15 protein-coding genes and 2 riboswitches are annotated in these 17,711 nt (G+C 68.3%); of the genes, 3 read left to right on the top strand and 12 right to left on the bottom strand.

What is annotated here, in order from left to right; all coding sequences use genetic code 11:
* Positions 1-6: 6 nt before the first annotated feature.
* Positions 7-122, bottom strand: a riboswitch (SAM riboswitch).
* 59 nt (positions 123-181) lie between these two features.
* A complete protein-coding gene (locus AC1DNC_RS06250) occupies positions 182-1,498 on the bottom strand; it encodes a bifunctional o-acetylhomoserine/o-acetylserine sulfhydrylase (RefSeq protein WP_476861696.1) in 1,317 nt (438 codons plus the stop codon).
* A gap of 62 nt (positions 1,499-1,560) precedes the next feature.
* A riboswitch (SAM riboswitch) is annotated at positions 1,561-1,676 on the bottom strand.
* A gap of 220 nt (positions 1,677-1,896) precedes the next feature.
* On the opposite strand from AC1DNC_RS06250, the gene AC1DNC_RS06255 reads away from it, so the two are divergent.
* Positions 1,897-2,535, top strand: a complete 639-nt coding sequence (locus AC1DNC_RS06255) for a VOC family protein (RefSeq protein ID WP_476861697.1) — start codon at positions 1,897-1,899, stop codon at positions 2,533-2,535.
* A 96-nt stretch (positions 2,536-2,631) separates the two neighbouring features.
* Here AC1DNC_RS06255 and AC1DNC_RS06260 read toward each other — a convergent pair whose 3' ends face one another.
* Together AC1DNC_RS06260 and AC1DNC_RS06265 are read right to left on the bottom strand one after the other, a co-directional pair.
* Complete coding sequence (locus tag AC1DNC_RS06260; RefSeq protein WP_476861698.1) at positions 2,632-3,645, bottom strand: isopenicillin N synthase family dioxygenase; 1,014 nt, start codon at positions 3,643-3,645, stop codon at positions 2,632-2,634.
* Positions 3,646-3,781: 136 nt separating this feature from the next.
* Positions 3,782-4,558 (bottom strand): CPBP family intramembrane glutamic endopeptidase, encoded by a 777-nt coding sequence (locus AC1DNC_RS06265; protein ID WP_476861699.1) that lies wholly within the window; start codon positions 4,556-4,558, stop codon positions 3,782-3,784.
* An 80-nt stretch (positions 4,559-4,638) separates the two neighbouring features.
* Between AC1DNC_RS06265 and AC1DNC_RS06270 the strand changes: the two genes are divergently transcribed.
* Positions 4,639-5,295, top strand: coding sequence for a histidine phosphatase family protein (locus AC1DNC_RS06270; protein WP_476861897.1), 657 nt, complete (start codon positions 4,639-4,641; stop codon positions 5,293-5,295).
* A 15-nt stretch (positions 5,296-5,310) separates the two neighbouring features.
* Here the strand turns inward: AC1DNC_RS06270 and AC1DNC_RS06275 are convergent, their stop codons facing one another.
* The 5 genes from AC1DNC_RS06275 to tdh all read right to left on the bottom strand — a co-directional run bounded on the left by AC1DNC_RS06275 (position 5,311) and on the right by tdh (position 11,490).
* On the bottom strand, positions 5,311-6,693 hold the full coding sequence (locus tag AC1DNC_RS06275; RefSeq protein WP_476861700.1) for a phenylacetate--CoA ligase family protein: 1,383 nt from the start codon (positions 6,691-6,693) through the stop codon (positions 5,311-5,313).
* 69 nt (positions 6,694-6,762) lie between these two features.
* A complete protein-coding gene (gene hutI / locus AC1DNC_RS06280; RefSeq protein ID WP_476861701.1) occupies positions 6,763-7,974 on the bottom strand; it encodes an imidazolonepropionase in 1,212 nt (403 codons plus the stop codon).
* An 11-nt stretch (positions 7,975-7,985) separates the two neighbouring features.
* Complete coding sequence (locus AC1DNC_RS06285; RefSeq protein ID WP_476861702.1) at positions 7,986-9,101, bottom strand: NAD(P)/FAD-dependent oxidoreductase; 1,116 nt, start codon at positions 9,099-9,101, stop codon at positions 7,986-7,988.
* A 71-nt stretch (positions 9,102-9,172) separates the two neighbouring features.
* Entirely contained in the window at positions 9,173-10,387 is a 1,215-nt protein-coding gene (locus tag AC1DNC_RS06290; protein ID WP_476861703.1) for a glycine C-acetyltransferase, read from the bottom strand.
* 56 nt (positions 10,388-10,443) lie between these two features.
* Positions 10,444-11,490, bottom strand: coding sequence for an L-threonine 3-dehydrogenase (gene tdh / locus AC1DNC_RS06295; RefSeq protein ID WP_476861704.1), 1,047 nt, complete (start codon positions 11,488-11,490; stop codon positions 10,444-10,446).
* Between the two features lie 147 nt (positions 11,491-11,637).
* Here tdh and AC1DNC_RS06300 point away from each other — a divergent pair, with 147 nt between their 5' ends.
* A complete protein-coding gene (locus AC1DNC_RS06300) occupies positions 11,638-12,543 on the top strand; it encodes a LysR family transcriptional regulator (RefSeq protein WP_476861705.1) in 906 nt (301 codons plus the stop codon).
* A gap of 89 nt (positions 12,544-12,632) precedes the next feature.
* On the opposite strand, the gene gatB is transcribed toward AC1DNC_RS06300, so the two are convergent.
* From gatB to AC1DNC_RS06320, 4 genes are all read right to left on the bottom strand, one after another.
* Positions 12,633-14,138 (bottom strand): Asp-tRNA(Asn)/Glu-tRNA(Gln) amidotransferase subunit GatB, encoded by a 1,506-nt coding sequence (gene gatB / locus AC1DNC_RS06305; RefSeq protein ID WP_476861706.1) that lies wholly within the window; start codon positions 14,136-14,138, stop codon positions 12,633-12,635.
* Positions 14,138-15,691 (bottom strand): Asp-tRNA(Asn)/Glu-tRNA(Gln) amidotransferase subunit GatA, encoded by a 1,554-nt coding sequence (gatA, locus tag AC1DNC_RS06310; protein WP_476861707.1) that lies wholly within the window; start codon positions 15,689-15,691, stop codon positions 14,138-14,140. Before gatA ends, gatB begins: the two co-directional genes overlap by 1 nt.
* A gap of 4 nt (positions 15,692-15,695) precedes the next feature.
* Positions 15,696-15,992: an Asp-tRNA(Asn)/Glu-tRNA(Gln) amidotransferase subunit GatC gene (gene gatC / locus AC1DNC_RS06315; RefSeq protein WP_138769869.1), complete on the bottom strand. Its 297-nt coding sequence runs from the start codon at positions 15,990-15,992 to the stop codon at positions 15,696-15,698.
* A 149-nt stretch (positions 15,993-16,141) separates the two neighbouring features.
* Positions 16,142-17,632: a CitMHS family transporter gene (locus AC1DNC_RS06320; RefSeq protein WP_476861708.1), complete on the bottom strand. Its 1,491-nt coding sequence runs from the start codon at positions 17,630-17,632 to the stop codon at positions 16,142-16,144.
* Positions 17,633-17,711 lie beyond the last annotated feature (79 nt).

Consider the following 17,711-nt stretch of genomic DNA (forward strand, 5'->3'; position numbering starts at 1 on the left):
GACCTAACTTCGCGCTTGCCCGCCGTCAGCTGACCGGCAGGCCAGGTCTTCACCCGGGGCACCCCGCCGCAAAAGGAGGGTTGCCGGCCAGCAAGCCGGGGCTGTCACTGGCACTCATGACCTGGCTCGATTCTACGAAACACGGCGGCGCAAGCGCGAAGATTGTGACGGCTGTGTGACCTCAGCCGTTCTTGGCCGCCCGGAAGCCTGCGTCGAGGTCCGCGATGATGTCGTCGATGTGCTCGAGCCCCACCGACAGCCGGACCAGGCCGGGGTGTACGCCGGCTACCGCCTGCTGTTCCGGCGAAAGCTGGCTGTGGGTAGTCGACGCCGGGTGGATCACCAGCGAGCGCACGTCACCGATGTTCGCCACATGGGAGTGCAGCTCAAGGGCGTCAACGAAACGCTTGCCGGCTTCCGCTCCCCCGGCCAGGTTGAAGGAGACGACGGCGCCGGTGCCTTTCGGGCCGTACTTGCGGCCGCGCTCGTACCAGGGGCTGGACGGCAACCCGGCGTAGGCGACGGACTCGACGTCGTCCCTGGCCTCGAGCCATTCGGCCACGCGCTGGGCATTGGCGACATGCCGCTCCACCCGCAGGCTCAGCGTCTCGATGCCCTGGGCGATGAGGAAGGCGTTGAACGGGGAGACGGCCGAGCCGAGGTCGCGCAGCAGCTGGACCCGTGCCTTGAGGATAAAGGACAGGTTCGCGCCCAGCGCCCCGTCCGACCCCAGGTCCCGGGCGTAGACCAGTCCGTTGTAGCTGGGATCCGGGGTATTGAAGCCGGGGAAGCGCTCCGGGTCCTTGCCGAAGTCGAAGTTCCCGGAGTCGACGATCACGCCGGCGATCGCGGCACCGTGGCCGCCGAGGTACTTGGTGGCCGAGTGGACCACGATGTCAGCGCCCCACTCGAGCGGCCGGATCAGGTAGGGGGTGGAGAGGGTATTGTCCACGATCAGCGGCACCCCGGCCCGGTGGGCCACGTCCGCGACGCCTTCGATGTCCAGCACGTCCTGGCGGGGGTTGGATACCACCTCGCCAAAGAACAGCTTGGTGTTCGGCTGAACGGCCTCACGCCACTGTTTCAGGTTGTCCGGGTCTTCCACGAACGTCACGGAGATGCCGAACTTCTTCAAGGTGTGGGCCAGCAGGTTGTAGGTCCCGCCGTAGAGGCTGGGGCTGGCCACGACGTGGTCCCCGGCTTCGGCGATGTTGAGGATCGCGAAGGTTTCCGCGGCCTGGCCGGAACTTAGCAGGAGGGCCCCGAGGCCGCCTTCGAGGCTCGCGATCCGCTGTTCCACCGCATCCTGGGTGGGATTGCCGATCCGCGTGTAGATGGGGGCCAGTTCGGCGAGCGCGAAGCGGTTGGCGGCGCTTTCGGCGCTGGGAAAGACGAACGACGTCGTCTGGTAGATCGGCAGCGACCTCGCGCCGGTGGCGGAGTCCGGCTCCTGGCCGGCGTGGATCTGGCGGGTTTCAAAGGACCAGGCGTTAGACATTTGGTGTGCTCCTAGGACTGGGCACAGGCCGCACCGGGCCCCGTGGGACCGGAACGGCTCAGGCGCCGCGCTTGCCGCCCGGCGGACGCCGGAGGGCCAGGTCTTCACCCGGGGCACCCCACCGCGCAAGGAGGGTTGCCGGCCAGCAAGCCGGGGCTTGGTGCTGGCACTCATGACCTGGCTTCAGTCTAGGAAGCAGCCCCGGCGCCCGGATAGCTTTGTGACAAAAATGAAGGACCGTTGCACCGGCACCCCGGACGCCACCCCTGAAGGAGAGCCCGCCGGAAAGCGCGCCCGCGCGGCCGGCTGATCCGCCCGATCGCCGCGGACAATGACATCCCACCACGGTTAGGGCACCCTAAGCTGAGAGCTCCATCACAAAGTGCCAAGATGATGGCATGCGCATGGATCACGTCTCTTACGCCTGTGAACAGGATGGCTTGGCTGCCACCACCGAACGTATTGCGACCGCCCTCGGAGTCGAAGCCGTCAAGGGCGGAGTACACCCCCGGTTCGGGACCCGCAACATGATTATCCCGCTCGCCGGGCACAAATACCTCGAGGTCGTGGAGGTCCTGGACCACCCCGCCTCGGACAAGGCACCGTTCGGGCAGGCAGTCCGCGCCCGTTCGGCAGCCGGCGGCGGCTGGATGGGCTGGTGCGTCGAGGTTGACGACCTGGCACCCTTCGAGGAGCGGCTGGGCCGCTCGGCCGTGAACGGCAACCGCAAGTTCCCGGACGGCCGCGAACTGGTCTGGAAGCAGATCGGCATCCTGGGCCTGATCGCGGATCCGCAGGTCCCCTACATGCTGAAGTGGGAAGGCGACCCCGAGCTGCACCCGTCCAACGCCTACGCGAGCAGCGTGAAGATGTCTGCCCTCACGATCGCGGGCTCGGCCGAGCGTGTGACCGAGTGGCTGGGCGAACCCGTCGAGAAGCCGCTCGAGGATGTGGACGTGCACTGGCTGGCCCCGCACGGGACGCCGGGAATCATGTCCGTCACCTTCGAAACCGATTCCGGAGCCGTCACCATCTGACGCGTCTTCCCCGAAAAACTTCGGCCGCCAGCAGCGGGTGCCAATGATGCCACCCACCGCTGGCGGCCGAATTCGTTTCTGGGCCGGCCAGGCCGGTCAGTGCTTGAGCAGGTCCGGGTGGTGGACCTCGACGACGTTGGGGTGCGCCCGGAGCCGGTAGCGCAGGGCGTTGTCGCCGTAGGTCTCCAGGATCGGGCTGTTCGTGGGGTCCACCGAAAGGCCGCGGGCCTTGGCCTGGAACTCCGGGCTGACCGCGAGGCGCGGCATGGTGGCATCCAGCGCCGGGTTGTAGAAGAACGGCAGCGAGATCCTGTCGGTGCCGCGGAGGGGCGAGATCACCCGGTGCAGGGTGGCCTTGAGGTATCCGTTGGTCGCCAGTTCGAGCATCTCGCCGATGTTGACGACGAACGTTCCGGGCACCTGGGGCGCGTCGATCCACTGGCCCTGGTACTCGACCTGGAGGCCGCCCTTGCCGGGTTCCACGAGGAGGAGCGTCAGCACCCCGCCGTCGCGGTGGGACCCCACGCCCTGCTTGGGTTCCGGATCGGACTCCCCCGGGTACCGCACGATCTTCAGCAGCGGGAAGGCCCGGGCGGCAAACGCCGCGTCGAAGGTATCTTCAGGGGCACCGAGGGACAGGGCCAACGCCCTTAGGAGCTCCAAGGAGATGGCGCTGAGGCGCTCGGTCCATTCGGTGACGATCTCCCGCATTTCGGGCAGGTCTTCCGGCCACAGGTTGGGACCCTCCAGCCGCCAGTAATCGGCGACGCCGGGGGCTTGATCCACGGTGTTGCGCTCGACGCCGATGTCGATCTGTTCGCGCCAGTCGACGCCGCCGTCCGTTATTTCGCCGCCGACGCGGGTGTAGCCGCGGAACTGCGGGCTATGGACATTCTCGATCGCGAGCTTCTGGCTCTCGGGTAACTCAAAGAAGCGTCGGGAGATGTCCAGCATGGCGTCCGTGAGTTCCTGCGGGACGCCATGGCCGGCCAGGTAGATGAATCCGACCTCGTGCATGGCATCGCGCAACTCGTCCCGGAACCGGGAGGCCTCCTCCGGGCCCGCGGCCAGGAGCGAGATATCCAAAATGGGCAATGATTCGAGCGTCACCGTCTATAGTCCTTTACAGCGAGTCTGGCAAGCCGAAGCCTGGAATAGCTCCAATGTTACGGACATGGCTGCGGCCACGGTGAGTCTCGTGTCGAAATATGTCATCCGGCTCGCGGCGCCCGGGCAGGCGCCGGTGTCAGCCCAGGCCGATGGCCTTGCCGAAGAGACTGAAGCCGACGAACGCCACAATGTCCAGCAGCGCGTGCGCGATCACCAGCGGCATTACCCGCCGCGTCCGGGTGTAGACGAGCGCGAAGATGACGCCCATGATGGCGTTGCCGATGAAGGGCCCGAAGCCCTGGTAGAGGTGGTAGCTGCCGCGCAGCATCGAACTGGCGAAGATCGCCAGCGGCATGCCCCAGCCGAACTTGCCGAGCCGGTCCAGCAGGTAGCCCACCACGATCACTTCCTCCACGATCCCGTGCCGGATCGCGGAGAGGATCAGCACCGGCACCGTCCACCAGTAGGAGTCCAGCGCGCTGGGGATGATCGCCGTCGTGATTCCCAGCGCCCGGCCGGCCGCGTAGAGGCCAAGCGACGGGACGCCGATCAGGGCGAAGAGGCCCAGGCCCTGCAGCAGGTCCTTGCCGGGGCGGGCAAAGTTGAAGCCAAGCTTCCGGAAGGCCGAGGTGCCGGTGCCGCCGGCCATGCCTGCGGGCCGGTGCTCGGTCAGGAAGTAGATCACCAGCACCACCGGAACCAATGCGAAGATGATGTCCAGCAACTGGTAGGTGAGGTCGAAGTATTCGCGGCTGCTCTGCGAGCGGTTCAACGTCGAGGTGCCCTGGGCCAGCGGCGCCCGGGTCAGCTTGTCCAGCAGCTGCACCACCGAATAAACCGCCGACTGCCCCAGGGACAGGCCCAGGACGATCCAGACTTCTAGCCGCAGCCGACGGCGGGAGGGAACCAACATGGTTCTATCTTGCCTGCCGTTGCCGGGAGTTGACTGCAAGTGCCTATGCTTGGGCTGTGAGTGCGCCCGGGAGAATCTTCATGATCCGGCATGGCCAGTCCGCCGCCAACGCCGACACCTCGATCTACAATCGGGTGCCCGATTACCGGATCCCGCTGACCCCGCTCGGCGTCGAGCAGGCCACGGCCGCCGGCGAGCAGCTGCGACGCCAGCTGGACGGGCAAAAGGTCTGCGTCTACGTCTCCCCCTACCTCCGGGCCTACCAGACCCTCGAGGCGCTCCGGCTGGGGTCCCTCACCGAACGCGTTATCGAAGAACCGCGGCTGCGCGAGCAGGACTGGGCGAACTTCCAGATCGCGGGCGACATCGAGGACCAGAAGGAGCTCCGCAACGCCTACGGCCACTTCTTCTACCGCTTCCGGGAAGGCGAATCCGGCTCCGACGTGTACGACCGGATCTCCTCGTTCATGGAAACGCTCTACCGGCACTGGTCCAAGCCCAACTACGCCCCGAATGCCTTGTTCGTGACGCACGGGCTGACCATGCGGCTGTTCTGCATGCGCTGGTTCCACTGGTCGGTGGAGTACTTCGAGTCCCTGAACAATCCGGACAACGCCGAGATCCGCACCCTCCTGCGCACGCGGCAGGGCAAGTACGAGCTGGACAAGCCGTTCAGCCAGTGGGAGCAGCGGCGGGTGGACGAGACCGTCCTGGACGCCCCGCCGATGTTCTTCTAGGTCTTGGCCTGCGCTTTAGAGCGGGTCATGCTTCAGGGCAATGACCTGGTGGAACTTCCCGCTCGCGCCGGTCTGCTCCGGCGCCTCCTCCGCCCGGACCAGCTCCACGTTCGCCAGCCCTTGGCCGGCCAGGAAAGCGGCCAGTTTGCTCGTCACGTCCTGCCATACCGCGTCCGCCTGGGCGCCCGATTCCAGCTGGAGCCTGACCCGCAGCGACGCCGGGCCGGACTGGACCAGCTGGCAGCGCTCCACACCCAGTGCGTCGTCGATCGGGGCGGTGATGGCGAGCGGAAGGACGCTCACCGTTCCGCCGTCGGCGTTCCGCAGATGCAGGATGTCGTCGTGCCGGCCGGCCACGCGGACGGCTGGCAGCGGGTTGCCGCATTCGCAGGGGCCGGTTTTGGCGATCACGGAGTCCCCCAGGTCGTAGCGGATCAGCGGCTGGACCCGGTTGGCGAGGTTGGTCAGCAGCACCGTATGGGACGGCTGCCCCTCGGGCGTTGGCCGGTAGTCTGCCTCGACCGGTTCCAGGATGACCCAGTCGCTGTTGACGTGGAGCCAGCCGCGGGGACAGTCCAGGGCGATGGGCACGAACTCCGAGGCCGCGTAGACGTTGTGGACCTTGGCACCCAGGGCGGCGGCCAGCCGTGCCGCGTCACCGAGGGATTCGCCGCTGGATTCCACCAGCACCGGCCGGATGTGCAGCCGGCCCGCCTCCTGCTCCGCGGCCAGGAGTTCCAGCGCGCTCGGGTAAGCGACCAGGAGGGCCGGATCGAAGCCGTTGAGCGCCTGCACCAGCGACTCCAGCGGCTGCTGCACCGAGATCAGGCGGTAGGCCCGGCGCCGGGCCCGGCTGCGGCGCCGTTCGGTCTCGAGCCATACGACGCCCGCGAAATGGCCGCCGGAGCCGACCACGACGGCGGTGCGGACTCCGCGCCGCAGCACGGCCAGCAGGCGGCCGGCGTCGAGGGTGGTCCCGGCGGCGCGGGCGCCCAGGGCCCGGTAGCATGCGACGGCGGCGGCGTCGTGCACGAACAGTCCCGGATGGCCCGTGGTTCCGGAGCTGGTGCAGACGAAGTACCGGCCGCGGTAACGGCTGCCGATCAGGGTCGGATCGGCGACGAAGGCCTCGAGGTCAGTCCGGGTGACGGCGGGGTCGGTGACCCAGTCGTCGAAGCGGGCCATCAACTCCGGTTTGGAGACCGGCGGCAGCACGCTAAGCGGCACGCTCTCCGGAAGGCCGCGGTAGAGCTCCCGGTAGAAGGGAGAGCTGGTTCGGGCGTGGGCCACGAGGGCAGCCAGCCGGACGTCCCGGCGCCGCGACAGTGTCCGCGGGCCGCCGCGCTTGGCCCACAGCAGATCCAGGAGGATGCCTAGCTCCCTGGCTAACCCGGCCATGCTGTTCTCCCTTTGACCTCGTCGGTGCCTTGGCCCTCGTCGGTGCCCTGGCTCCGGTGGGCTGGTCCGTCAGCGTGCGCGGACCCCGGCGCGCCAGACGGCGTGCGTGAGCGGCATACCCGGCCGGTAGGCCAGATGCGTGGCCGAGGGGGCGTTGAGCAGCTGCAGGTCCGCCCGGTGCCCGACGGCGATTGAACCGACCGCCCGCTGGCCGTCGACGTCGTTCCCCGACTCCCGGCCGAGCGCCAGCGCGCCCCCGTAGGTGGCCGCGCGGACGGCCTCATGCACGCTGAGCCGCATCTGCAGCACGGCGGTGGTGACGCAGAACGCCATGGAGCTCGTATAGGAAGTACCGGGGTTGCAGTTGGACGCGAGCGCCAGCTGGACGCCGGCGTCGAGCAGTTCACGCCCCGGTGCCAGCGGCTGCCGGGTGGACAGGTCGCAGGCCGGCAGGCAGGTCGCGACCGTGCCGCGCTCCCCTGCCCCGGCCGCCGCCTCCCAGCCTGACCAGCTGTCCGCAAGGTCTTCGACGTCGCGCCGCGAGAGGTAGTTGACGTGGTCCACGCTCGCGGCCCCGAATTCCACCGCCAGCCGCACGCCAGGCCCCTCGCCCAGCTGGTTGCCGTGCACGCGCAGGCCCAGGCCGGCGTCCCGGCAGGCCGTCAGCACGCGGCGGGATTGTTCCTCGTTGAACGCGCCGCGTTCACAAAAGACATCGGCCCAGCGGGCGTAGGGCCGGACCGCGGCGAGCATCGGACCGCAGACGAGGTCCGTGTACTCCTCCGCGTCCATGCCCTCCGGGACCAGGTGCGCGCCGAGGTAGGTGACCTCGTCCGCGATCGTGGAGGCGATCCGGGCGCTGCGGGCCTCGTTCTCCACGTCCAGGCCGTAGCCGGTCTTGGTTTCGAGGTAGGTGGTCCCCTGAGCGACGGCCTCGGCCACGCGGCCCAGCGCAAGCCGGGTCAGGTCGAAGTCGCCCGTGCTTCGGGTGGCGCCGGTGGTGACCGCGATGCCGCCGGCGCTGTAGCTCTCCCCCGCCATTCGTGCTTCGAACTCCGCGGTCCGGTCGCCGGCGAAAATCAGGTGCGTGTGGGAATCCACCCAGCCTGGCAGCAGCGCGCGGCCGGCGGCGTCGACGGCGTCGTCCGCGGCCGGTGCGTCAGCGGCGGTGCCGAGCCAGGCGATGCGTTCGCCCTCGATCACAATGGCCGCATCCTTCAGGACCCGGTGGTCCGTGTCCTGGGTCATCAGTTCGGCGATGTTGGTAATGAGGGTGCTCATGGGTCCATTCTTCAGGCCCGGATGGACATCCGCGTCGCTGCCAGTGCGGCGGCTGTCCGGGATGCCGGACTGTCGGCCGGGAGCGGCTGTGCCGAACCCTGGCCGGCGAGGATCAGCTCCGCTGCCAGTTCGGCGATGGCCGAGGAGGTCTGGAAGCCGTAGCCGCCTTGGCCGGCGAGCCAGAAGAACCCGGTGGCCTCGGCGTCGAACCCCACCACGGGAATACCGTCGGAGGCCTCGGTCCGCAGCCCGGTCCAGGCCCGGCTGACGTTGCCTATTCCCATCGTGGTGACGGTGTTGAGCCGGGTGATCAGCGCCTCGATGTCGCCCGGGTACGGCCGGGCGTCCTCGGGGGCGCTGGGCACGGTCTCGGACGGCGAGATCAGCACCTGCCGCCGCCCGTCCGGGCGGAAGTAGAAACTGCCGGCGGCCGCCACCATGGGGCAGCCCTGCGGGAGCGGATGTTCGACGTCGACAATCGCCGCGGTGCGGCGGTAGGGCTGGAGCCCGAGCTTCTCGACGCCGCTGAGGACCGCGAGTTCGTCCGCCCAGGCTCCGGCGGCGTTGACCACGACGGCGGCCTCGAAGCCTTCCTGCCCGGCGCCGAGCTCCCAGCCGGAGCCGAGGCGCTGGGCAGAATGGACCCGGGCGCCGGTGATGATGTCCACGCCGGCCTCGACGGCCCGCTCCCTGTGATCCTCCAGCAGCAGGGACGCGTTGCAGGCGAAGGACCCGGAGTCCAGCCCGGCCGCCTCGAAGGAGTCCGGTTTGAGCGCGGGGCAGATCTCGAGGGCCTCGGCGTGGCTGATCCGGTGCATGAAGCCGCTGGCCTGCTGTTGGACGGCCTCTTCGTCACCGATCAGCATGAAGCGGCGCGGCGAGAGCACGGGTTCGGGCCGCGTGCCCTCCTTGGTGCCGATGAGCTCCAGCGTGCGCATGGTGAGCTCCTGGACCACGGGCGGCCCGTAGCTGGGGATCAGCTGCCGGGCCGAGCGGGCGGAGGTGTGGTACCCCAGCGTCTGCTCGGCCTCGACCAGGGCCACCCTGCATTTTCCGGCAAGGGCGGAGGCCAGGGACAGGCCGGCAATGCCGCCGCCCACGATCACGACATCGTATGTAGCTGACATGCCTCCATCCTTGCACCCGGCAGGAGGTCACGTCAGTACTTTCCGCTAGGCGGACGACGGCAGATCCGCCGCTAGGAGGCCGCGGCCACCGCCTCGCGGCTGGCCACGAATGCCTGGACGCAGCTCTCGACGTCGTCCGCGCTGTGTGCGGCGGAGAGCTGGACGCGGATGCGGGCGGCCCCCTTCGGCACCACCGGGTAGCTGAAGGCGGTGACGAAGACGCCGTGGGCGAGCATCGCGTCCGCTACCTTGGCGGCCATCACGGCGTCGCCGAACATGACCGGGACAATGGCGTGTTCGCCGTCGAGCAGTTCGAAGCCTTCCTCGCCCATCCGGCGGCGGAAAAGCTCCGCGTTGCTGAAGAGCTTGGCGCGCAGTTCGCCGGAGTTCTCCACCAGGTCCAGGGCCTTCAGCGTGGCGGCGACGATCGCCGGGGCCAGCGAGTTGGAGAACAGGTACGGGCGCGCCTTCTGCCGGAGCATGGCGATGACCTCGCGCCGGCCGGAGACGTAGCCGCCGGAGGCCCCGCCCAGGGCCTTGCCGAAGGTTCCGGTGTAGATGTCCACCCGGTCCGAGACGCCGGCGTGTTCCGGCGTTCCGGCACCGGTCGCACCCATGAAGCCGACGGCGTGCGAGTCGTCCACCATGACCATGGCGTCATACTTTTCGGCGAGGTCGCAGATCGCTGCGAGCGGTGCGAGGAAGCCGTCCATCGAGAAGACGCCGTCGGTGACGATGATCTTGCGGCGGGCCGGGTTCTCCTGCGTCGTGGCCTCGATCAGCCGGGCCTCCAGGTCCGCCATGTCCTGGTTGGCGTAGCGGAAGCGCTGGGCCTTGCAGAGCCGGATGCCGTCGATGATCGAGGCGTGGTTCAGGGCGTCGGAGATGACCGCGTCCTCTGGGCCGAAGAGCGATTCGAAGACGCCGCCGTTGGCGTCGAAGCAGCTGGAGAACAGGATGGTGTCCTCGGTGCCGAGGAACTTCGACACCCGCTCCTCGAGGGCCAGGTGCAGGTCCTGGGTGCCGCAGATGAAGCGCACGCTGGCCATGCCGAAGCCGCGCTCGTCCATGGCTTCCTTGGCGGCCGCGATGATCTCGGGGTGGTCCGCGAGGCCGAGGTAGTTGTTGGCGCAGAAGTTCAGCACTTCCGAGCTGCCCTGGCCCAGCTGGCCGGCCTTGATGTGGCTGGCCTGCGGGGAATCGATGTGGCGTTCGGTCTTGAACAGCCCGGCGCCGCGGATTTCGTCGAGTTCGTGCTGCAGCTGGTCCTTGATGGCTGAATACATGGGGTGCGCTCCTGTGCAGGGGTGAATTTTTGTACGGTACCGGAAACGGGCCGGGGCTAGAAGCCGGTCCAGTCGAGGACGACCTTGCCGCCGACGCCGGCGCGGGCAATCTCGAAGCCTTTTTCCCAGTCCGCGGCGGGCAGCGTATCGGTCACGACGGCGGAAATGTTCGCGTGCAGCACCGGGTTGGAGGACAGCATGGCGCTCATGGCGTACCAGGTTTCGAACATTTCGCGGCCGTAGATGCCCTTCATGGTCAGCATGTGCGTAACCACCTTGCCCCAGTCGATGTCGATGGACTGGCTGGGCAGGCCCAGCATCGCGATCCGGCCGCCGTGGTTCATGTTGTCGATCATTTCAGGCAGCGCCGTGGGGTGCCCGGACATTTCCATGCCGATGTCGAAGCCTTCGCGCATGCCCAGTTCGCGCTGCGCGTCCTTGACGCGCATTTTGGAAACGTCGATCGCGAGGTCGACGCCGAGCTGCCGGGCCAGCTCGAGGCGCGGGGCGGAGACGTCGGTGATGGCGATCTTGCGCGCACCGGCATGGCGGGCGACGGCGATCGCCATCAGCCCGATAGGCCCGGCGCCGGTGATCAGCACGTCCTCGCCCACCAGCGGGAAGCTCAGGGCGGTGTGGACGGCATTGCCGAACGGGTCGAAGATCGCGCCGAGTTCCGGGGTCACGGACGGGTCGTGGTGGACCCAGACGTTGGTTTCCGGGATGACGACGTACTCGGCGAAGGCGCCGTCGCGCTGCACGCCGACGCTGACGGTGTTGATGCACATCTGCTTGCGACCGGCGCGGCAGTTGCGGCAGATGCCGCAGACGATGTGCCCTTCGCCGGAGACCCGGTCGCCGACCTTAACGTCCATGACGTCCTCGCCGATCTCGACCACTTCGCCGTAGAACTCGTGGCCGGCGATCAGTGGCGCGTTGATGATGCCCTGTGCCCAGGCGTCCCACGACTGGATGTGCAAGTCGGTGCCGCAGATTCCGGTGGTCATGACGCGGATCTTGACGTCGCCGGCTCCGGTTTCCGGCTCCGGGCGGTCAACCAGTTCGAATCCCGCGTGGGCGCCGGACTTGTAGAGAGCCTTCATGGGCCTGCCTATCTGTGGTGGCCGCTCCGCGGAGAGGGAGCGGCGGTGTGGGACAACTCACCTCATTAGACCCGGCGGGAAGCGTTAGCACAACCGGATTTTTCTCAATCGACGATTTAGATTCTGCTTACCTCTAAGATGGTGCCCATGGAAATCCACCAGCTTGAAATGCTCCGGGAACTCGGCGCGCTTGGCAGCGTCAAGGCGGTGGCCGAGACGTTGCTGGTCACCCCCTCCGCGGTATCCCAGCAGTTGGCCGCCCTGCAGAAATCCGTCGAGGTGCCGCTGACCCGGAAGGAGGGCCGGAACCTGGTCCTCACCGAGGCCGGCCAGGTGCTCGCGGACGCCGGGGCCGCCGTCGTGAGCGCGATGGCGGACGCCAGGACGGCTATCGGCGCGTACCACGGCTCGCCGGTGGCGCCCGTGACCCTGAGCGGGTTCCACAGCGCCGGCCAGGCCTTGTTCGCGCCGCTGGCCCGGCTGCTGGCCGAACCCGGCCAGCCGAGGATCCAGCTCTCCGACGAGGACGTTGCCCAGCAGGATTTTCCGGGGCTGACCGCGCGGTACGACCTGGTCCTTGCGCACCGGATGGACCACAGCCCGCGGTGGCCGGAAGAACGCGTGGCGGTGATTCCGCTCGCGCACGAGCCGCTGGACGTGGCGCTGCCGGCCGGGCACCGGCTCGCCGGGCAGCGCGCGGTGACGGCGGACGACGTCGTCGGCGAGCCCTGGGTGACCAGCCACACCGGGTACTCCCCCGCGGACGTGCTCTCCGCCGTCGCCGCGGTCTCCAGCCGTGAGCTGAACATCGTGCACCGGATCAACGACTACTCGACGGTGGCGGCGCTGGTGGCGACGGGGAGCGTGATCGGGCTGCTGCCGCGGCACACCGCGCGGCCCGTCCTCAACCCGGAGATCGTCCTGAAGCCGCTGGAGGGCATCAGCACGCGGCGCCGGATCGACATCCTGGCGCGGCCGGAGAACCTTAAACGCAAATCGGTCATGATGGTCTGCGAAGCGCTGCAGGCCATCATGACCGAGCTGGTCGGATAAGTTTCACGCTTAACCCAACTGACTCGCATTAGTTGTCGTTTTGAGGGCTCAAAACGACAACTAATGCGAGTCAGTTGGGTGGCTAGGGGCTAGCCCTCGACGCCGAGGCGCTCGAGGATCAGCTCCTTGACGCGGCCGGCGTCGGCCTGGCCGCGGGTTGCCTTCATCACGCCGCCGACGATCGCGCCGATTGCCTGGAGCTTGCCGGCGCGGATCTTGTCCGCGACGCCGGGCTGCGCGGCCAGGACCGCGTCGATGGCTTCGAGCAGCGGGCCGTCGTCGGAGACCACGGCGAGGCCGCGCTGTTCGACGATCTCCGCCGGGGTGCCCTCGCCGGCGAGGACGCCGTCCAGGACCTCGGAGGCCATCTTGTTGTTGATCTTGCCGTCCTCGACCATCTGGTTCAGTTCCACGATGGTGGCCGGTGCGACGCCGAGCTGGCCGGGGTCGACGTCGGCGTTCTTGGCGCGGCCGACGATCTCGCCCATCCACCACTTGCGGGCCACCGTGGCGGTGGCGCCGGCGGCGATGGTTTCCTCGATCTCGTCCATCACGCCGGCGTTCACGACGTCGCGGAACTCCAGGTCGGAGTAGCCCCAGTCGGCCTGCAGGCGCTTGCGGCGGGCGGCCGGCGGCTCGGGCAGGGTGGCCCGGAGCTCCTCGACCCACTCGCGCGAGGCGACGATCGGCACCAGGTCCGGTTCCGGGAAGTAGCGGTAGTCATCGGCGTCGGACTTCGGCCGGCCCGAGGTGGTGGAGCGGGTGTCCTCGTGCCAGTGCCGGGTCTCCTGGATGACCGGCGCACCGGACTCCAGCACGGCGGCGTGCCGCTGGATCTCGTATCGGACGGCGTGTTCGACGGCGCGCAGCGAGTTTACGTTCTTGGTCTCGGAGCGGATGCCGAAGCGTTCGCGGCCGTGCGGACGCAGCGATACGTTGGCGTCGCAGCGGACGTTGCCGCGCTCCATCTTCGCGTCGGAGACGCCGAGGTTCTTGACGATCTCGCGGACCGCGGCGACGTAGGCCTTGGCCAGCTCGGGCGCGCGGCTGCCGGCGCCCTCGATCGGCTTGGTGACGATCTCGACCAGCGGCACGCCGGAGCGGTTGTAGTCCACCAGGGAGTAGTCCGCGCCCTGGATGCGGCCGGCAGCGCCGCCCATGTGGGTGAGCTTGCCGGCGTCCTCCTCCATGTGGGCGCGTTCGATCTCGACGCGGAACACGGTGCCGTCGGAGAGCTCGATGTCCAGGTAGCCGTCGTACGCGATGGGCTCGTCGTACTGGGAGGTCTGGAAGTTCTTCGGGGTGTCCGGGTAGAAGTAGTTCTTCCGGGCGAAGCGGCAGGTCTCGGCGATCTTGCAGTTCAGCGCCAGGCCGATCTTGATCGAGGACTCGATCGCGGTCTTGTTCACCACGGGCAGTACGCCCGGCATGCCAAGGTCCACCTCGTTGACGTTGGTGTTCGGCTCGTCGCCGAAGACGTTCGGCGCGGAGGAGAACATCTTGGTCTTGGTGTTGAGCTCCACGTGCACCTCGAAGCCCAGGACGGGGTCGTACTTCTCCATCGCCTCTTCGAAGCTGAGGGTTGCGTCAGTCATTAGTGTGAACCTCCGTGGCTCAGTGCGGCGTCAGTGAGTGAGGGGGCACGGTCCAGCAGCGGTCCGCCCCACTGCGCCTCGAGCAGGGACTCGAGCACGGCGCCGACCCGGTACAGGCGGGCGTCCTGGCGGGCCGGGGCGAGTAGCTGCACGCCCACCGGCAGGCCGTCCTCGTCGGCGAGGCCCCCGGGCAGGGACAGGCCCGGGACCCCGGCCATGTTGGCCGGGATGGTGGCGACGTCGTTGAGGTACATCGCGAGCGGGTCGTTGAGCTTCTCGCCGAGCTTGAACGCCGTGGTCGGCGCCGTCGGGGAGATCAGCACGTCGGCCTGGGCGAAGGCGGCGTCGAAGTCGCGCTGGATCAGGGTGCGCACCTTCTGGGCCGAGCCGTAGTAGGCGTCGTAGTAGCCGGCGCTGAGCGCGTAGGTGCCCAGGATGATGCGGCGCTTGACCTCGTCGCCGAAGCCGGCGGCGCGGGTGGCTCCCATGACGCGTTCGATCGTCATCGGGCCTTCTTCGGGCAGTACCCGCAGGCCGAACCGGACGCCGTCGAACTTGGCCAGGTTGGAGGAGGCCTCGGAGGGCATGATCAGGTAGTAGGCACCCAGGGCGTACTTGAAGTTGGGGCAGGAGACCTCGACGATTTCGGCGCCGGCACCCTTGAGCAGCTCCAGCGCCTCGTTGAAGCGGTTCTCGACGCCGGCCTGGTAGCCCTCGCCGTGGAGCTCCTTGATGATGCCGATCTTCATGCCCTCGACGTTGCCGGTCCGGGCCGCGGCCACGAGGTCCTCCAGCGGGTCCGGCAGCGAGGTGGAGTCGCGCGGGTCGTGGCCGCCGATCACCTGGTGCAGCAGGGCCGAGTCCAGCACGGTGCGGGTGACCGGGCCGATCTGGTCCAGCGACGAGGCCATCGCGATGGCACCGTAGCGCGAGACGCCGCCGTAGGTGGGCTTGACGCCGACGGTGCCGGTGACGGCGCCGGGCTGGCGGATGGACCCGCCGGTGTCCGTGCCGAGGGCCAGCGGGGCTTCGAAGGCCGCGACGGCGGCAGCGGATCCGCCGCCGGAGCCGCCGGGGATCCGGTCCAGGTCCCAGGGGTTGCGGGTGGGGCCGTAGGCGGAGTGCTCGGTGGAGGAGCCCATCGCGAACTCATCCAGGTTGGTCTTGCCCAGGATGGGCATCTTGGCGGCGCGGAGGCGCTCCACGACGGTGGCGTCGTAGGGGCTGTGCCAGCCTTCGAGGATCTTGGAGCCGGCCGTGGTGGGCTGGCCGATCGTGACGATCAGGTCCTTGACCGCGATCGGGACGCCGGCGAGTTCGTGCAGTTCCTCGGCAGCGGTACCGCCGGCGGCGCGGATGGCGTCCACCTCGGCGGCGACGGCGAGGGCTTCCTCGGCGTTGACGTGCAGGAAGGCGTGGACCTGGCCGTCGACGGCGGCGATCCGGTCCAGATGGGCCTGGACGACCTCGACGGCGGTGATTTCGCGGGCGGCGAGCTTCTCGGCGAGCGCGGCCGCGGAGAGGCGGAACAGCTCGGGGGTGGTTTCAGTCATGGTCTTAGTCCTCATCCAGGATTGCCGGGACCTTGAAGCGGCCCTCATACGCGTCGGGGGCTCCGGAAAGTGCCTGCTCGGCCGTGAAGGTGTGGCCCACGACGTCCTCGCGGAACACGTTGGTCAGCGGGATCGGGTGGGAGGTGGCCGGGACGTCATCACCGGCGGCTTCACTGACGGACTTAACCGATTCGACGATGACCGCGAGTTCGCCGGCCATCCTGTCCAGCTCTTCAGCACTCATCTCGATGTGCGCGAGACGCGCGAGATGCGCGACGTCGTCGCGGTTGATCGCAGCCATGGATCTCCCCTGCAAGTTCGGATTATTTTCCGTCCCAGTCTACGTGTCCCCGCGTGTTGTTGCCGTCCGGCGCCAGGCCGGACGGCGAGATGACAGTTCGCGGCAATGTTTTGCGAAAACACTGCCGCGAACTGTCATCTCAGCGGGGGTTAGCCGATGCCGATGGCTCCGGTGAAAACTCCTACGCCGAGCATGACCAGGGAGATGACGGCGGTGCGCCACAGGACCTTCTTGTGGTGGTCGCCCAGCTCCACCTTGGCCAGCGAGACCAGGAGCAGGATGGCCGGGACCAGCGGGCTCTGCAGGTGGAAGGGCTGGCCGGTGATCGAGGCGCGGGCCATGTCCGCGGCGCCGACGCCGTAGTGCGCCGCCGTTTCGCTCAGGACCGGCAGGACGCCGAAGTAGAAGGCGTCGTTGCTCATGAAGAACGTCATCGGGATGCTCAGCACGCCGGTAATGACCGCCATGAAGGGGCCCATGTCTGCGGGGATGATCTGGACGAGCCATTCGGACATGGCCTTGACCATGCCGGTGCCGTTGAGGACGCCGGTCAGGACCGCGGCGGCCATGACCATGCTGACGACGGCGACGATGGAGGGTGCGTGCGCGATCAGCTGGGCGCTCTGGTCCTTGACCTTGGGGAAGTTGACCAGCAGGGCGATCGCAGCTCCGACCATGAAGACGAACGGCAGCGGGATGATGTTGGCAACCAGGGTCACCATGACGGCCACGGTCAGGCCGAGGTTGAACCAGAACAGCTTGGGACGCAGGGTGGCGCGGTTGGGATCCAGCGCGGTGTCCGCCATGGCGGAGTCGCGGTCGTCGACGAGGTCTTCCGGGCGCTCCAGCACTGCGACGCCGGTGCCGCCAGCGGCCGGGGCTCCGGCGCCGACAGGGCCTGAGGCCTTGCGGGCGAAGCCGAAGCGGCCGGTGCCGCCGTCGCCGCCGGTGCCGGTGCCGCCGGTTGAGCCGGCGGCAGCTCCGCCGTCGAACTCGGCGCCTTCGGCCCAGATCTCCGGGGCGACGGTGCGCAGGCGGTTGCGTTCCTGCAAGCCGAGCAGCCAGGCAAAGACGAACACGACGACGAGGCCGGCGACCAGCGAGGGGATCATCGGAACGAAGACGTCGGAGACGCTGATCTTCAGCGCGGAGGCGGCGCGGGCGGTGGGGCCGCCCCAGGGCAGGATGTTCATGGTGCCGTTGGCCAGGCCGGCCACGCAGGTGAGAACCACCGGGCTCATCTTCAGCCGCAGGTAGACCGGCAGCATGGCGGCGGTGGTGAGGATGAAGGTGGTGGAGCCGTCGCCGTCGAGTGAAACCGCGGCGGCGAGGATCGCGGTGCCGAGGACCACCTTGGCCGGGTCGTTGCCGAGCTTGCGCAGGATGAACCGGACCAGCGGGTCAAAGAGCCCGACGTCGATCATCAGGCCGAAGTAGATGATGGCGAACATCAGCAGCGCGGCCGTGGAGGTCATCGACTTCATCGAGTCGAGGACCATGGGGCCGATGCCCAGGCCGGCGCCGGCGAAAAGTCCAAAAACGGTGGGGACGATGATGAGCGCCAGCACCGGCGTCAGCTTCTTCGTCATGATCAGCACCATGAAGACCGCAATCATGGCGAATCCGAGTAATACCAGCACGGCCGGCTCCTTCTTCTGTGTTCCGCACCACTCCGCTGTGATGCGCACTACAGACGTTAGGGTGGCGTGCGTCACGGAG

The organism is Arthrobacter sp. 01N442, from assembly GCF_056399345.1.

Coding starts and splice junctions, on each gene's coding strand:
- AC1DNC_RS06250 (WP_476861696.1), bottom strand. CDS start 1,498: ATGTCTAACGCCTGGTCCTTTGAAACCCGCCAGATCCACGCCGGCCAG.
- AC1DNC_RS06255 (WP_476861697.1), top strand. CDS start 1,897: ATGCGCATGGATCACGTCTCTTACGCCTGTGAACAGGATGGCTTGGCT.
- AC1DNC_RS06265 (WP_476861699.1), bottom strand. CDS start 4,558: ATGTTGGTTCCCTCCCGCCGTCGGCTGCGGCTAGAAGTCTGGATCGTC.
- AC1DNC_RS06270 (WP_476861897.1), top strand. CDS start 4,639: ATGATCCGGCATGGCCAGTCCGCCGCCAACGCCGACACCTCGATCTAC.
- AC1DNC_RS06275 (WP_476861700.1), bottom strand. CDS start 6,693: ATGGCCGGGTTAGCCAGGGAGCTAGGCATCCTCCTGGATCTGCTGTGG.
- hutI (WP_476861701.1), bottom strand. CDS start 7,974: ATGAGCACCCTCATTACCAACATCGCCGAACTGATGACCCAGGACACG.
- AC1DNC_RS06285 (WP_476861702.1), bottom strand. CDS start 9,101: ATGTCAGCTACATACGATGTCGTGATCGTGGGCGGCGGCATTGCCGGC.
- AC1DNC_RS06290 (WP_476861703.1), bottom strand. CDS start 10,387: ATGTATTCAGCCATCAAGGACCAGCTGCAGCACGAACTCGACGAAATC.
- tdh (WP_476861704.1), bottom strand. CDS start 11,490: ATGAAGGCTCTCTACAAGTCCGGCGCCCACGCGGGATTCGAACTGGTT.
- AC1DNC_RS06300 (WP_476861705.1), top strand. CDS start 11,638: ATGGAAATCCACCAGCTTGAAATGCTCCGGGAACTCGGCGCGCTTGGC.
- gatB (WP_476861706.1), bottom strand. CDS start 14,138: ATGACTGACGCAACCCTCAGCTTCGAAGAGGCGATGGAGAAGTACGAC.
- gatA (WP_476861707.1), bottom strand. CDS start 15,691: ATGACTGAAACCACCCCCGAGCTGTTCCGCCTCTCCGCGGCCGCGCTC.
- gatC (WP_138769869.1), bottom strand. CDS start 15,992: ATGGCTGCGATCAACCGCGACGACGTCGCGCATCTCGCGCGTCTCGCG.